The following is a 16,273-nucleotide window of genomic DNA, read 5'->3' on the forward strand; positions in this document are numbered from 1 at the left end:
GTCAGTGCTCCTCCTTCTTGCCGAGCTCGTGGTTCAGCTCCTTGACCTCGGCGACCGGGATGAACGGGAAGAGGCGCAGGAAGATCAGGAAGAGGAGCAGGAAGAAGCAGAACGTCCCGGCGAACATCGAGATATCGACCCACGTCGGCCGGAACGCGTGCCACCCCGACGGGAGGAACTCGCGCTGCAGCGACATGACGATGATCACGAATCGCTCGCTCCACATCCCGACGTTCACGAGGATCGAGATGATCCAGAGCAGGACGCCGTTCTGCCGGACCCTCGAGGACCAGAGGAGCTGCGGGACGAGGACGTTGCAGATCATCTGCGCCCAGAAGACGCCGTTGTTCGGCCCGAAGGGGCGGGCGACGAAGAACTGATAGATCTCGTAGTCGGAGCCGCTGTACCAGGCGGCGAAGAACTCGATGATGTAGGCGTAGATGACGATCCAGGCCGTGACGAGCGTCATCTTGCTCAGGTTGTCGATGTGCCGCTGGGTGACGACGTTCTCCAGGTGGAAGATCCGGCGCGCCGGGATGAGCAGCGTCAGCACCATCGCGAAGCCGGAGAAGATGGCCCCGGCGACGAAGAACGGCGGGAAGATGGTCGCGTGCCAGCCCGGGACGAGCGCCATCGCGAAATCGCTGCTCACGATCGAGTGCACGGAGAGGACGAGCGGCGTCGCGAGCCCGGCGAGGAGCCCGTACAGGATCCGGTAATGGCGGTAGGCGTGCGCGGAGCCGCGCCAGCCGAGCGACAGGATCCCGTAGATGACCTTGCGGGCGCGGCCGGGCGCCCGGTCGCGGAGGGACGCGAAGTCGGGGAGCAGCCCGACGTACCAGAACACGAGAGAGACCGTGAAGTACGTGAAGATGGCCGCCGCGTCCCACGGGAGCGCGCTCTTGAACTGAGGCCACATCTGGAGCGTCGAGGGATACGGGATGAGCCAGTACGCGAACCACGGCCGCCCGAGGTGCAGGAGAGGATAGAGGCCCGCCTGGATGACCGCGAAGAGCGTCATCGCCTCGGCGAACCGGTTGATGCTCGTGCGCCAGCGCTGCTCGAGCAAGAGCAGGATCGCGGAGATGAACGTCCCCGCGTGCCCGATGCCGACCCAGAACACGAAGTTGATGATCCCGAACGCCCAGCCCACGGGGATGTTGTTGCCCCAGACCCCGATCCCCGAGACGACCGTGTAGGCGATGGTGAAGACGAGCAGCGCCGTCCCGGCGCCCGCGAGCGCGAACGCCGCCCACCACATCCGGGAGCGCGGCTTCCACACGACGGACAGGAGCTGCTCGGAGAGCGCCTCGTCCGTGGGCCTCCCCAGGATGAGCGGATGCGTCACGGCTCGTCGAGCTCCGGGTTCTCGTTGTCCACGCGCGCGAGGTAGACGTTCCTCGGCCGGGTGCCCTGGTCGTGCAGGACGACGTAGCTCCGCGGCTCACCCCGCCACGCGACCATCTCCGTCCCCTCGTGCGCGAGCGCGCCGAACTGGATGGCTCGCGTCGGACACGCCTGCTGGCACGCGGTGACGACCTCCCCCGGGCGGATCGGGCGCCGCTCGATGGTCGCCGCGATCTCCGCGCGGCGGATGCGCTGGATGCAGTACGTGCACTTCTCCATGACGCCCCGCTCCCGCACGGTCACGTCGGGGTTGCGCTGGAGCCTCGCGAGCCCGCCGTTGTAGGCGCGGTGCTCGGTATAATCGAACCAGTTGAACCGGCGGACCTTGTAGGGGCAGTTGTTCGAGCAGAACCGCGTCCCCACGCAGCGGTTGTAGGTCATCTCGTTGATCCCGTCGGGGCTGTGCGTCGTCGCGTTCACGGGACACACGTACTCGCACGGCGCCTTCTCGCAGTGCTGGCACAGCATGGGTTGATGGACGACCTCCGGCTCGCGCGGGTCGCCGGCGTAATAGGTGTCGATCCTGAGCCAGTGCATCTCGCGGCTGTTCAGGACCTCGTCTTTCCCCACCACGAGGACGTTGTTCTCGGCCTGGCACGCGACCACGCACGCGCTGCAGCCGGTGCAGATCGAGAGATCGATCGTCATGGCCCATTGCTCGTGCGGCCCCGGGTCGCCGGGCGGGGGGATGCTCGCGGGCAGGAGCGACGGCACGGGCCCCTTGAACGCCTCGGTGAAATCGGGGTGCTCGCGGTAGACGGCGAGCGGCACCGACAGCGCGACGGGGCGCCCGCGCAGGCCAAAGTGCGCCTGCGTCAGCGCGAGCGGGTGCTTCGCGCCGGGCCGCTTGCGCACCGACAGGCCCGACGCGAAGAACGGCGCCTTCGTGGTGCGGAGCCGGTACGCGTTCGCCCCCACGCCGGCGGCGACCGCCTCGGCCCCGCTCCGCCCGTAGCCGAGCGCGAGCGACACGGCGCCGTCGGCGTGCCCCGGCGCGACGAGGACCGGTATCGCGAGCGTCCGCCCCTCGAGCTCGAGATCGACCACGTCCTCGCTCTCGACGCCGAGCGCCTTCGCCGTCGACGGGCTGAGCAGCGCCGCGTTGTCCCAGGTGAGCTTGGTGACGGGATCGGGCAGCTCGAGCAGCCACGGGTTGTTGGCGAAGCGGCCGTCATACACGCTGGCGTCGACCGTGAAGGCGACCTCCAGGACCTCCGCGCTCGCCGGGACCAGGGCCGCGAGCAGCCCGAGCGCCGTGGCGACCCCGTCGGCCCGGAGCGGCGGGCGCTCGGGCGGGGCCGCGCTGCCCTGCACGAGCCCGCGCCTCAGCGCGTCTTCCCAGAACGCGTCGAAATCGGCGCCGCCCCGGCGCGCCCGCCACGCCTCGCGGAGCAGGTCGCGCGCCCGCGGGGTCCTCTCGCCCGCGAGCACCGCGAGCACCTCGGCGACGGTCCTGCCCTGGAAGAGCGGCTCGATGAGCGGCTGGACCATCGAGATCGTGCCGTCGTAGGCGCGCGCGTCGCCCCAGGCCTCCAGCTCGTGCGCGGCGGGGATGAACCAGTCGCAGCTCGCGGCCGTCTCGTCCTCGTAGAGCCCGAGGTACGCGCGGTTCGGCACGGAGCGGAGCAGCGTGGAGAGCTCGAGATCCGCGGGCGCCGTGTAGACCACGTTGTTCTCGAGGAGCACGACGGTGTCGACGCCGCCGCGCCGGATCTCGTCGCAGAGCGCGGGGAGGTCCTGCTCCGCGTCGCCCGCCGTGATGAGCGTCCTCGCGGTGGTCCACGCCGCGCGCTCGTTGCCGAGCGCGGCGTTCATGAGGTGCGCGAGCGCGTGGACGGGCGCGGGCTGCCGCTCGCCCACGACCACGACGCTGGCCGCGGCGCCCCGCGCGAGATCGCGCGCGACCGCCTCGACGAAGCGCCGGTCCTCCGCGCGCACCCGCGCCCGGAGCGGCTCGAGCGCGCCGAGCGCCTCGGTCGGCACGGCGCCGGGGCGCGCGCCCCGCGCGAGCACGAGCTCCGCCGCGATCGCCGCGGCGAGGACCGGCACGTCGCTCGGCCGCGCGCGCAGGCGGTGATCGGCCATGGTCCCGGTCGGGCTGAGCGCCGGCTCGACGACGTAGAGCCGGTTCATGGCGCCCGTCGGCGAGCCGACGCGCCGGCGCTCCGAGAACTGGCGCGCGTACGCGACGCTGAACGGCATCGACGCGAGGAAGTCCGCGTCGAGCGACAGGATGACGTCCGCGGCCCGGAAATCGTGCTGGGCCTGGAGCGGCGCGCCGAAGGCGAGCTCGGCCCCGCGCGCCGGGTGCGGTGACCGGGCGGGCGCGTGGAACGTGAACCGGGCCAGCGGATAGCGCGCCAGGATACGGCCGATGAGGTCCGCGATGAGCGGCGAGCCGGTGGGCCGGAGGACGAAGCGGAGCCCGGCGCCGCGGTCCTCGCGCGCCGCCCCGAACTGCGCGACGAACGCCTGCCACGCGGCGGGCGTGACGCCGCGCCGCGCCGCGCGCGCCCGGTGCTGGTCATAGAGGCCGAGCACCGCGGCCTGCTCGTGGACGCCGGTCGATCCGAGGCTCGCCGGGTGCTCCGGGTTGCCCTCGATCTTCGTCGGCCGCCCCTCGTGGTTCTCGACGAGCACGCCTGTGGCGAACCCGTCGAGCTCCAGGCTGGTCGCGTAATACCGGAGGATCCCGGGGGTCACCTCCGGCGGCGTCCTAACGTAAGGGACGATCTTGTCCGCGGGCCTCGCGCTGCAGCCGGAGACGCCGGCGAGCGCCATGCTCGCGCCGAGGAGCTTGAGCCAGCTCCGCCGGCTCACCGCGTCGGGGGGCGCCTCGCGCCCTGCGAGCTCCCGCGCGGCGGCCTCGCGGAGCTCCGGCTCGTCGAGGAGCTCCGCGAGGCTGCGCCAGTACGCCTTGCCCGTCTTGCCCTGGAGCGCGGCGCTCCACGTCGTCTGTCTTCGATCAGCCATCATCCCTCTTCAGGTCATCGGTGGATCGGCGCCGTCGCCCCCGTCGCGCTCCGCGCTCGTCGCTGCCCCTCCTCGACCCCCGCGCGCGCTCACCTGTGGCAGGTCGAGCAGTGGAGGAGGCGCCGCACGCCGAGCTCCTCCGCGACCTGCCGGCCGATCCGCTCCGCGTCGGGCCCGGCGTCCCACTCCATGTCCGTGATCGCGGAGAGCGGGCGGAGGTGCCGCTCCGGCGCCCTGTGGCAATCGATGCACCAGCCCATGGTCAGCGGGGTCACCTGGTGGACATCGGGCATCCGGTCCACGCGCCCATGGCACGTCACGCAGCCGACGCCCTTGTTCACGTGGGCCGCGTGGCTGAAATAGACGAAGTCCGGCACGTTGTAGACGCGGTTCCAGACGATCGGCGTGTCCGAGAAATAGCTGGCCCGGACGAGCTGCAGCTTGGGGCTCTGATTCCATATCTGGCTGTGGCACCCCATGCACAGCTCCGTGTCCGGCATCCCCGCCGGGCCCGCCCGCTCGACCGTGTAATGGCAGAACCGGCACGCGATGGCGTCGTCCTGCACATGATGCCTGTGATCGAACTGCACCGGTTGCTCGATGGGCAGGTTCTGTCGTGTGTTCCACTCGGTGCGCACGTAGATCATCGGCGCGGCGATGGCCGTCACCACGCCGAGGACGATGATCGCGAGCGCTACCCGGAATGCGGTGTTGCTCCAGCGCGGAAAAACGGATGCCATGCTCTCGTGGGGCCGGCTCAGCTCAGGGTGCGGCAGTGCGGCCATCTCCATCGATGCGGTGATGGGAGGGCTCGTTTCGCGATCTCGCCGCGTCTCGGGCGACGCGCCCGCCTCGCTGCGGCGCCTCCGGAGCGGCGCCGTCCGGCGTGCACGCCGCGCTCGCGCGCGCGAGCGCGTACGGCGCGGCGCGGGGGGGCGAGATAGCCGATCTTCACCTTCGGCGTGGGGCGTTGCGATATCCTCACCTCATGAGGCCAGCGGGCTCGACGCTTCTGGTTCCCCTCCTCTCCATCGCGGTCCCCGCGGCGGCCGGGCTCGCCCTGGTCGGCTGCTCGAGCGAGGAGTCGCTCTCGCCGCTCTCGGTCAGCGCGGCGGGCGGCGCCCCGGCGGCGGGCGGCGGCGGTGCGAGCCCGGGCAGCGGGGGCGGCGGTGCGAGCGCGAGCGGTGGTGCGGGCGGGGGCGGCGGTGCGAGCGCGAGCGGTGGTGCGGGCGGGGGCGGCGGTGCGAGCGCGAGCGGCGGTGCGAGCGCGAGCGGCGGTGCGGGCGGGGGCGGCGGAGAGCCCGCGGCGGGCGTGGACTGCTCACCACCGCGCGGGGACGAGGGAGCGCTGAAGCTCACCCCGCTCGTCTCGGGCATCGTGTACCCGCTGCTCGTGAAATCGGCGCCGGGCGATCCGACGCGCCTCTTCATCGTGTCGCAGGCCGGTGAGATCTTCGTCCTCCAGGACGGCGCGACCGAGCTCTCGTCGTTCCTCGACATCCAGGAGCTCGTCATGTTCGTGGGCAGCGGTGACGAGCGCGGGCTCCTCGGCCTCGCCTTCCACCCGGACTACGCGCAGAACGGCCGCTTCTTCGTGCACTACTCGGACAGGGCCACGGGCGGCGACACGCGGATCGTCGAGTTCAGGCGGGGCGCGAGCCCGGACGAGGCCGATCCGACCCCGGTGGCCACGTACCTCGAGCAGGCGCAACCGCAGCGGAACCACAACGGCGGATCCATCGAGTTCAGCCCGCGCGACGGCTTTCTCTATGTCGGGCTCGGCGACGGCGGGAACCGCAACGATTACGGGGAAGGCCACTCGGCCACCGGCAATGGCCAGGATCTCTCGACGCTGCTCGGCAAGATGCTCCGCCTCGACGTCGCGACGCACCCGTACCGCATCCCGCCGGGGAACATGACCGGCGAGGGCGTCCGGCCCGAGATCTGGAGCTACGGATTGCGAAACCCGTACCGCTTCAGCTTCGACGCGTGCACGGGCGATCTCTACATCGGCGACGTCGGGCAGATGCTGTGGGAGGAGATCGACATCGAGCCGGCGGGGCAGGGCGGGAGGAACTACGGCTGGCGCCGCATGGAGGGCGCGCACTGCTTCGTCCCGGCGGAGGACTGCGATCCCGAGGGGCTCATCACGCTGCCCGCCGCCGAGTACGCCCACGCCGGGCGCGAGATCGAGGATTGCTCGGTCACCGGCGGCCACGTCTACCGCGGCAGCAAGATCCCGTGGCTCCGGGGGTCTTATTTCTATGGCGACTTCTGCAGCGGCAGGATCTGGACGCTGACGTACGAGGGCGGGGTGGCGTCGGCGCCCGTCGACCGCACGGGAGATCTCGAGTCGTTCGGCTTCAACATCGCCGGCTTCGGGCAGGACGGCGCTGGCGAGCTCTATGTCGCCGAGTTCAACGGCACGGTGTACCGCATCGATCCGGAGTGAGCGCGCTCTCACGATCGCGCGGCGGGCGCCGCGCCGGCGCGATCGCGCGGCGGGCGCCGCGCCGGCGATCACATCGACCAGCGGAGCCCCGCGTACCGCGGGCCGAGCACGAGCTCGGGCGCGGCGGCGGCCGCGGCGGCCTTCTTCTCCGGCTGAACAGGCACCTTGCGGCCGCCGATGATGGCGAGCGGGATGCCGACGCCGGCGCTGACGATCCCGCCGAGCACGAGCGCGACCCCGGCGGCCGCGGCCGAGTCGTCCTCGCCGCTGTCGAAGCCGCCCATGTAAATTGGCTCGCCGTACTCGTCGTAGCCGAGGAAGGTGTCCTCGGTGTCGTCGCACGTGTCGCCCGGGCACGCGGCGGCGATCGCCAGGCCCCCGCCGACGACGGCGACGGCGCCGACGCTGATCAGCACGATGCCGGTCACCATCATCCCCTTGCTGCGGCGCCGCATCTGCGGCGGGGCCGCCGGCGTCGGCGCCGCGGCGGCCGCGGGCGCGCGCGGCGCGACCGGGGGCAGGCCGGGGCCTGTCGCCGGCGGGGGCGGGGGCGGGGCGGCGGGCGTCGCCACCCTGCCCGCGGGCAGCGGCGGGATGGCCACGGTCTCGGACGCGCCCGGGGTGGTGAGCGCGACGGTCCTGGCGAACGGCCGCCGGCCCGGGGCGACCGCCTCGACGGTGTGCCTGCCGGGATCGACCGGCACCGGGATGCCCCACTGCGCGCGCCCGACGGGCGCGCCGTCGCGCTTCACCTGGAGGTCCTCGGGGGCGTCGGGCGGCGCGGTGATCGTCAGCCGGATGAGCTTCGCCTCCAGCGCCGCGGCGCGCTGGCGCGCGACCTTCTCGCGCTCCGGCTGGCCGGCGGCCTTGGCCGCGCCGGCCACCTCGAGGAACATCGACCAGGCGCTCGCGGTCCGGCCGACGTGCTCGTAGCAGGCCGCGAGGTTGAACTGCGTGCCGATCCCCGGGTCGAGCCGCTGGCTCTCCTCGAGCTTGGGGCACGCCTCGGCGTGCCTGCCCTGCGCCATGAGCTGCCTGGCCGCGTCGAACAGGGCCTGCGCCGCCGCCGTATCGGCCCTGGCGTCGCCGGCGCCGCCCACGAGGGCGGCGAGGAACATCGCGAGCGCCAGCAGGCGCCCGAGGTGCTGCGTGGGCAAGCTCTTCATGGGGATCCTCACTTGCGATCGTCGAACAGGTTGCCAGGGGACGGCATCGGCGCGGCGGGCGGCCGGGGTGCCGGCGTCGTCGCGGGGCGCGGCGTCGGGGTTGCGGGGCGCGGCGCGGGGGTAGCAGGGCGCGGCGCGGGGATTGCGGGGCGTGGCGCAGGGGCAGCGGGGCGCGGCGCGGGGGTAGCGGGGCGCGGCGCGGGGGCCGCGGGGCGCGGCGCGGGGGCCGCGGGGCGCGGCGCGGGGGCCGTGCCGCTGGCTTGCGCCGTCGGCGCGGCCTCGACCCCGGCCGGGGCCGCCGCGAAGCTGGTCGCCGGGGCGAGATCCGCCGCGACGCCTGGCGTGATCGCCGGCGAGGGCGCCGCGGAGGCGGCCGGCGGCGTCACCGCCGTGGCGGTCGGCGACGCGACCTCGGCCGGGGCGGCGGCGGACGCCGCGGTCTCCCCGGCGCCGCCGCTCGGGCGGGCGGCGAGCAAGCCGAGCGCGCCGAGCGCGAGCACCGACAGTCCGGCGCCGGCCAGCACGAGGGCGCGCCGCCCCGGCCGCCTGCGCGGCGCGAGCGTCCCGCTCCACGACGGCACGGTGTTCATCACGGTCGGGGACGTCACCGCGTTCTCGGCCACGACCGTCTGCTGCGGGGGCGCCGAGGCCCGCGAGATGCCGCCGATCCGCTCGACGGAGATCCGCGCCCGCGCGGTGGCGAAGGGGGCGAGCGCCTCGGCCAGCTCGGCGATGCTGCGGAACCGCCGGTCCGGCGCCTTCTCCAGGCACCTCAGGATCACCGCCTCGAGGGCCTGGGGCACGTCGGCCCGGAACGCGGCGAGCGGGCGCGGCGCGCCCTGCATGATCGCCACGCAGAGCTGCGGCATGGTCGCGCCGTCGAACGGCGGCGCGCCAGTGAGCAGCTCGAACAGGATGACGCCGAGCGACCAGATGTCGGTGCGCGCGTCGACGTCGCGGGCCGACCGGAGCTGCTCCGGCGACATGTAGAGCGGCGAGCCCATCACCGCCGTCGTGTCGGTGATCCGCGGATCCGCGCCGCCGGTCGCGACCTTCGAGATCCCGAAGTCGAGCACCTTCACGCACGGCGAGCCGTCGGCGCGCCGCGTGAGGAACAGGTTCGCCGGCTTGAGATCGCGGTGGACGATGCCCGCGGCGTGCGCCTCGGCGATCGCCTCGCACGCCTGGAGCACGTACTCCACCGCGGTCTCCGGGGGCACCGGCCCCCCCGCGCGGACGACCTCCGAGAGGTCGCTGCCCGAGAGGTACTCCATCACCATGTACGGCGTGCCCGACTCGAGCGTCCCGACGTCGGTCACGCGCGCCACGTGCTCGCTCTTGATCTTCACCGCGGCGCGCGCCTCGCGCATGAAGCGCTCGGCGAGCGTGCTCGCCCTCGCCGCCTCCGGCAGGAGCAGCTTGATCGCGATCCGCTCCTCGAGCTGGAGGTGGGTCGCGGCGAGGACGACGCCCATGCCGCCGGCGCCGATCACGCGCTCGACGCGGTATTTGCCCGCGAGCACCTGCCCCTCTCGAACCAGCCCACGGGCTTCGTCGTGCGTCGGCGAGGTGCTCGTCATGGATCAGTTCCTCCGGCGGGCCGGAGCGCGGATCGCGCGATCCGCGCGAGTTTCACGGAGAATCCGGCACAAACCCACGCCACGATACCCGCCTGAGCCACGGCGATCAATCGCGGGGCTGTGCTCCGTCGCGGCGCGCGGCGCCCCGCCTCACCCGCCTGCCGCCGCCCGCTTCTCCCTGCCTGCCTTGCCTGGCGGCTCGCCTGCCTGGCTGCCTGCTGCCCGGCCCGTGCTGCCTGGCTGCCTGCTGCCTGCTGCCTGGCTGCCCGCCTCGCTTCATGTTGTCTGGCTGCCTGTCTGGCGCTCCTTGACCCGCGCGCGACGGGGGCGCTTCCCCCGGGCGTGAATTCGCGAGAACATCGCTCACGCCATGGAGCACGGTCACCCCGGCGGCGCGAGCGAGCGGCGAGCGCGGATCCTCGCGGCGACGGAGCGGCTCCTGCGCCGGTACGGGCCGGCCAAGACCACGGTCGCCGACATCGCGCGCGAGGCCGAGATCGCGGTCGGCGCCGTGTACCTGGAGTTCGCCTCGAAGGACGCCATCGTCGAGGAGCTGTCCCAGGAGCAGCACCGCGCGGTCATGGCGGCCATGCGCGGGGCCGCGGCCGAGGGCGATCGGCCGTTCTGCGACCGGCTGCGCGCCGTGTTCGACGCGCGCGCGCGCTCGTTCCTGTCGCTCGCCGACGGCGGCGCGCACGCGTGCGATCTCGTGCACTGCCAGAGCCGCGCGGTGAAGGCGGCCCATGCCCGCTTCTGCGACGAGGAGCGCGCGCTGCTCCGCGACCTGCTCGTCCGCGGCGCGCGCGCGGGCGAGCTCCACGTCGAGGAGCCCGAGGTCGCCGCGCGCGCGCTCCTCCGGGCCTACGCGAGCTTCGCCCCTCCGTGGCTGTTCGAGGGCCCCCGCGAGGAGGTCGAGTCCGCGCTCGCCGCGGTGCACCGGATCGTGCTGTACGGCCTCGTGCGCCGTGAGCCGTAGCGCTGGCCCGCGGCCAGCGCATCGTGGCCTGTGAAGCCCGCTCGCCAGGGAGCGGGCGGCGCGCTCCCGCGCCGGAAATCGCTTTGCGCCGTGCAGGGGCGGCCTGCTGCGCGGCGCCTGCCGAGCCGCGTTGAGCGATCACGCGACTCAATCGCGCTCATGCCGACGGGACTCGAGGATTCCTGACATCGTCATCACAAGGCCCAGTCCGGGCGCGCCGTCGTGCTATGGCGAACAGGATCATGGGTGCTGATTTTTTTCAGGAGTCTCCGCTATTTGTGTCACCATGTCGAGCCGCTGATCTCGCCGGTGGTCCATCGGCGCGTCGACAAAACGGAGTGGAGCCTTGAAAGGAACTGTGGGCTACCGAGACGAAGTGGTGTTGCAGACAACCAACGACCGCTGGCGCCTCGTGCGGGCTGTGCGCGAGAGCGACGGGCGGCGGGTGCTCCTCAAGGCTCACATCGACTCACCTCGTCATGCGACTGCGCAGGCCGCGGGCGCGCTCCTCAATGAGCTCGAGATCACCCGATCTCTCGACCCGGCGCGGGTGCTGCGCCCCATGCTCATGGAGCGTTGCGGCGAGGCGCCGCTCCTCGTCTTCGAGGACGAGGATCTCGTTCCCCTCGACGGGCTCCTTGCGCGCTCGCCGTTCGGGATCGAGCGGTTCCTCGCCGACGCCGCGAGCATGGCCGACGCGCTCGCCGAGGTGCACCGCGGCGGCGTGATCCACAAGCAGATCCAGCCGCAGAGCTTCTTCGTCGCCCCGTCGAGCGGCGCGGTCCGGCTGACCCATTTCATGTTCGCGACGCGGCTCCGGAAGGAGCACCCCCACGTGCACAGCACGGTCGAGGAGAGGAGGCTGCCTTACATGTCCCCGGAGCAGACGGGCCGCATGAACCGGGCCCTCGACGCGCGCACGGACCTCTACTCGCTCGGGGTCGTGCTCTACGTGATGCTCGCGGGGCGCTTGCCCTTCGACGCCGTGGGGCCGCTCGAGTGGATGCACGCCCACCTCGCCCGCCCGCCGGCGCCGTTGCCGGAGGGCTCGGTGCCAGAGGCGGTGTCGGCCATCGTCATGAAGCTCCTCGCGAAGGACGCCGAGGAGCGTTATCAGAGCGCAGAGGGCCTCTCGCGAGACCTCCTCTCTTGCCAGCGTTCGCTACGCGAGGCGGGGCGAATCGAGCCGTTCCCTCCCGGTCAGCACGACGTCTCCGGCCAGTTCCGCATCCCCGAGCTCCTGTACGGGCGCGAGGGGGAGGCGCAGCGCTACGTGTCGGTCTTCGAGCGCGTGCTCCGCGGCAGCCGCGAGGTCATCGTGATCACCGGCTACTCCGGGATCGGCAAGACGTCGCTGGTCCACGAGATCTACAAGCCGCTCACGCGGGAGCAAGGCTATTTCATCTCGGGCAAGTTCGACACGCTCCATCGAGGGATCCCGTACTCCGCCGTGATCCAGGCGCTCCGGAGCCTGCTCCAGCAGGTGCTCGCGGAGAGCGCGGAGCGCGTGGAAGAGGCGCGACGTTCGCTCGAGCGGTGCCTCGGGAGGAACGCGTCGCTGCTCGTCGACGTGCTGCCCGAGATCGGCATCATCCTCGGCGCGGAGAGCGCCCCGCCCGCCCCGATCGAGCTCGGCCCGGCGGAGACCAAGCACCGCCTCCTGCTCGCCTTCCGGGGGGTCATCAAGGCGTTCTGCGGCGCCGGGCAGCCGCTCGTCCTCTTCCTCGACGACCTGCAGTGGGCCGACGCCGGCTCGCTCTGGCTGATCGAGGGGCTCCTCGACGGCGAGGCGCTCGGGCCCTTCCTCCTCGTGGGCGCCTATCGGGACAACGAGGTGAGCGAGAGCCATCCGCTGCTCATGACGCTCCGGTCGGTGCAGGCGAGCGCCGTGACGGTGAACACGATCGAGCTCTTCCCGCTGTCGTTCGCGTCGCTGACCCGGCTCGTGGCCGACACCCTGAGGCAGGAGCCGCCCTCGGTGGAGCCGCTCGCGCGGCTCATCATGCACAAGACGGAGGGGAATCCGTTCTTCGCAAGGCAGTTCCTGCAGGCCCTCGACGCCGACGGGCTCGTGGTCTTCTCCCCGGAGGAGCGCCGCTTCCGCTGGGATCTCGAGAAGATCGAGGGGCGAGGGTTCACCGAGAACGTCGTCGAGCTGATGAGCCGGCGGGTGCGCAGCCTCGACCCCGCGACGGTCGAGATCCTCACGCTGGCCGCGTGCATCGGGAGCACCTTCGATCTGGAGACCCTCGCGGTCATCGCCGGGCTCGACCGGGCCGAGATCTCGCTCCGCCTCGCGCCCGCGATCCGGAGCGAGTACGTCGTCGGCATCACGGGCGCGCCCCCGGGCGCGTCCGGCGAGGCGGCCTCCTCGACCCGCTTCCGGTTCCTCCACGACCGCGTGCAGCAAGCGGTCTATGAGCTCCTCGATCGGCCGCAGCGCGAGGCCGTTCACCTCCGGATCGGCCGCCGGCTCCTCGCCGGGACGCCGCCGGAGGAGCGCGCCGAGCGCGTCTTCGCGATCGTCGAGCAGCTCGACCAGGGGCTCGCGCTCGTGGAGGACGCCGAGGAGCGCCTCGCGATCGCGCAGATCAACCTGGACGCGGCCATCCGGGCGAAGCAGGCGACCGCGTACGCCGCGGCCCGGCGCTACCTCGAGGCGGGCCGCAGCCTGCTCCCGGCCGGCGCGTTCGCGTCGCACTACGCGCTCGCCTTCACCCTGCTCCGGCACCTCGCCGAGGTGGAGTACCTGCTCGGCGCCATGGACGTCGCCGAGGAGCTCGCCTCCGAGGCGCTCCGCCACGCGAGGACGTCGGTCGAGAAGGCCGATCTGCTGAAGCTCCGGATGGTGCAGTACACGATGCGCGGCCGCTTCATCGACACGGTGGAGGCCGGGCGCGAGGCGCTCGCCCTGGTCGGCGTCGCGCTCCCCTCGCGCGCCGGCGAGGCGGAGCTCGAGGCGCTGGTCGAGGCCGAGGCCGCGCGCGTGGAGGAGCTGCTCGCCGGGCGGGCGCCCGCCTCGCTGATCGAGGCGCCGCCGATCACCGACGAGAGCCAGCGGCTGGCCGTCAGCGTGCTCAACGAGCTCATGGCGCCGCTCTACATGCTCAAGCGCGAGAGGCTGAACTTCTTCGCGTGCTGCAGCATCGTGCGGATCTCGCTCGAGCACGGCCTCGCGCCCGAGGCGTCCTACGGCTTCGCGATGTACGGCGGCCTGATCGGCCATTTCCACGGCGACTACCGGAAGGGCTACGAGTTCGGCCGGCTGGCGGCCGAGATCGGGCTCAGGTTCCGCATGCAGGGCGATTTCTGCCGGGCCTGCTACATCCTCGGCAACAACATCCAGACGTGGGTGCGGCCGCTCGCGGAGACGGACCAGCTGTTCCGCGAGGGCTACCGCGCGGGCCTCGACGCGGGCGACCTGCAGTTCGCCGGCTACTTCCTCATCTACCTGCTCCTCAACCCGCTCTTCCGCGGCGAGAACGCGCGCGGGCTGCTCGAGGAGCTGCCTGGCTCCCTCCGCTTCGCGAAGCAGACCAAGCACACGGTGGCCACCCACAGCCTCCTCGGCCTCTTGCTCGCGCTCCGAGACCTCACCGGCGACGACGCGGCGGTGCCCGAGGAGGCGCTGACGGAGGCGCAGTACCTCGCGGACTGCGAGGCGCACCAGACCCGTTACGCGCTCTGCCACTACCAGATCCTCAAGACGATGTGCCTGTACCTGCACGGCCGGCCCGCGGACGCGCTGCGGGTCGCCGACGAGGCGGAGGAGAACCTCGGCTCCCTCGCCGGGAAGTTCCAGACCGCGGCGCTCCGCTTCTACCGCGCGCTCGCGATCGCGGCGCTCCTCCCGGCGGCGAGGGCGGGGGCGCCGCCAGGCGAGGCGGAGGCGGTGCGGCTGCGCGCCGACCTCGACGCTTGCCGCGAGCGGCTGCGCGGCTGGGCCGAGAGCTGCCCGGCGAACTTCTCGCACAAGCACCTGCTCGTCGAGGCGGAGGCGGCGCGCGTCGACGGGCGGTCCGACGAGGCGGCCGGGCGCTACGAGCAGGCCATCGCGCTCGCCCGCGAGCACGGCTTCGTCAACATCGAGGCCATCGCCTGCGAGCTCGCCGGCCGCTTCTGGATGTCGCGCGGCAGGACGCGCGTCGCGCTCGATTTCCTCACGGACGCGCTCTCGGCCTACGGCCGCTTCCGCGCGGACCGCAAGATCGCGCTCCTCACCGAGGAGTTCCCGCTCATCCGGCCGGGGCGCCACGGGGCCGCCTCCGGCGCCGCGCGGGCCGACGTCTTCGACGTGGAGACGCTGCTCAAGGCGGCGCGCGTGCTCTCCCAGGAGCTCGTGGTCGAGCGGCTGCTGGGCAGCATGGTGCAGGTGCTCGTCGAGAACGCCGGCGCCGAGCGCGGGACGTTGCTCCTCGTCCGCGGCGACCACCTCGTGCTCGTCGCGCAGGGCGTGGCGCACCCGCCCGCGTGGAAGGCGCTGCCCTCGATCCCGCTCGCGGACGAGCGCCAGGACGTGTGCGCCTCCGCGGTGCGGCTCGCGGTGCGCACGCGGACGAGCGTGATCTCCGCCGACGCGTCCCGGGATCCGGCCTTGCGGGACGACCCGTACGTGAGCGCGCACAAGGTCCGCTCGATGCTCTGCGCGCCGCTCTTGCTCAAGGGGCAGGTGCTGGGCGCCATCTACCTCGAGAACAACCTGTTCGAGGGGCTCTTCGGGCCCGAGCGGCTCGAGATCCTCCACCTGCTCGCCGCGCAGGCGGCCGTCTCGTTCAACAACGCGCTCGTCTACGAGGGCCTCGAGCGGAGGGTGGAGGAGCGCACGCGCGAGCTGCGCAGCACGCAGCAGAAGCTCGTCGACGCCGCGCGCCGCGCGGGGATGGCCGAGATCGCGGGCAGCGCCATGCACAACGTGGGCAACGCGCTGAACAGCGTCATGGTGCTGCGGATGCAGCTCTCGGAGCGGCTCGCGGAGTCGCGCGTCCCGCGGCTCGCCCAGGTGGCGCAGCTCCTCCGGGCCAACAGGCACGATCTCGGCGGGTTCCTCGCGAGCGATCCGCGCGGCCAGCGGCTCATCGAGTACGTCGAGGAGCTCTCGTGCCACCTCGCGGCCGAGCACGAGGCCGCGTGCTCCGAGCTCGCGGAGCTCGGCGAGTGCGTGAGCCGCATCCGCGACATCGTGTCCGATCAGCTCCGGAACGCCGGGATGAAGATCATCGTCGAGTCGGTCATGGTCGCCTCCGTCATCGAGGACGCCCTGCGCGTCGGGTTGAACCGCGCCGAGCGCGCGCACCACGGCATCGAGGTCGTCTGCGAGCTCGCGGAGGAGATCCGGATCGAGACGGATCGCCACCGGCTGCTGCAGATCGTGACCAACCTCGTCACCAACGCGCGGCGCGCGGTGTGCTATTCGGCGAGCTCGACCCGCCGGGTGCTCATCCGGTGCGCGCCGCTCGAGGGGGGCGGCTGCTCGGTGGAGGTCGAGGACACCGGCGTCGGCATCGCGCCGGAGCACCTTGGGCGGCTCTTCCAGCAGGGGTTCACCACGTGGCCCGAGGGCACGGGGCTCGGCCTGCACGCGAGCGTGCTGGAGGCGCGGCTGCTCGGCGCGACGCTCCGCGCGGAGAGCGAGGGGCCTGGCCAGGGCGCCAGGTTCACGCTCGAGCTCCCGGCCATGGCGCCCCGGAGCGGGAGCATCCATGCCGAGGCCGTCGACTGA

The 16,273-nt window shown here is 72.6% G+C and carries 8 protein-coding genes; 3 read left to right on the forward strand and 5 right to left on the reverse strand.

Features of this window, described 5'->3' with window-relative positions:
• Position 1: 1 nt before the first annotated feature.
• The 3 genes from nrfD to WMF31_RS15780 all read right to left on the reverse strand — a co-directional run bounded on the left by nrfD (position 2) and on the right by WMF31_RS15780 (position 5,120).
• On the reverse strand, positions 2–1,348 hold the full coding sequence (nrfD, locus tag WMF31_RS15770; RefSeq protein ID WP_436602731.1) for an NrfD/PsrC family molybdoenzyme membrane anchor subunit: 1,347 nt from the start codon (positions 1,346–1,348) through the stop codon (positions 2–4).
• Positions 1,345–4,380, reverse strand: coding sequence for a TAT-variant-translocated molybdopterin oxidoreductase (locus tag WMF31_RS15775; RefSeq protein ID WP_436602732.1), 3,036 nt, complete (start codon positions 4,378–4,380; stop codon positions 1,345–1,347). Before WMF31_RS15775 ends, nrfD begins: the two co-directional genes overlap by 4 nt.
• 89 nt (positions 4,381–4,469) lie before the next feature.
• Positions 4,470–5,120, reverse strand: a complete 651-nt coding sequence (locus tag WMF31_RS15780; protein WP_436602733.1) for a cytochrome c3 family protein — start codon at positions 5,118–5,120, stop codon at positions 4,470–4,472.
• Between the two features lie 248 nt (positions 5,121–5,368).
• Between WMF31_RS15780 and WMF31_RS15785 the strand changes: the two genes are divergently transcribed.
• Complete coding sequence (locus WMF31_RS15785) at positions 5,369–6,832, forward strand: PQQ-dependent sugar dehydrogenase (RefSeq protein ID WP_436602734.1); 1,464 nt, start codon at positions 5,369–5,371, stop codon at positions 6,830–6,832.
• Positions 6,833–6,900: 68 nt separating this feature from the next.
• Here the strand turns inward: WMF31_RS15785 and WMF31_RS15790 are convergent, their stop codons facing one another.
• Together WMF31_RS15790 and WMF31_RS15795 are read right to left on the reverse strand one after the other, a co-directional pair.
• Positions 6,901–7,998, reverse strand: coding sequence for a hypothetical protein (locus WMF31_RS15790; protein ID WP_436602735.1), 1,098 nt, complete (start codon positions 7,996–7,998; stop codon positions 6,901–6,903).
• Between the two features lie 8 nt (positions 7,999–8,006).
• Complete coding sequence (locus WMF31_RS15795) at positions 8,007–9,578, reverse strand: serine/threonine-protein kinase (protein ID WP_436602736.1); 1,572 nt, start codon at positions 9,576–9,578, stop codon at positions 8,007–8,009.
• Positions 9,579–9,948: 370 nt separating this feature from the next.
• Between WMF31_RS15795 and WMF31_RS15800 the strand changes: the two genes are divergently transcribed.
• Both WMF31_RS15800 and WMF31_RS15805 read left to right on the forward strand, forming a co-directional pair.
• Positions 9,949–10,554 carry a TetR/AcrR family transcriptional regulator gene (locus tag WMF31_RS15800; protein ID WP_436602737.1) on the forward strand — a complete coding sequence of 202 codons (606 nt, stop codon included), beginning with the start codon at positions 9,949–9,951 and terminating at the stop codon, positions 10,552–10,554.
• 379 nt (positions 10,555–10,933) lie between these two features.
• On the forward strand, positions 10,934–16,273 hold the full coding sequence (locus WMF31_RS15805; RefSeq protein ID WP_436602738.1) for an AAA family ATPase: 5,340 nt from the start codon (positions 10,934–10,936) through the stop codon (positions 16,271–16,273).

This window comes from Sorangium sp. So ce1036 (genome assembly GCF_051369805.1).
GTDB classification, from domain to species: domain Bacteria; phylum Myxococcota_A; class Polyangia; order Polyangiales; family Polyangiaceae; genus Sorangium; species Sorangium cellulosum_F.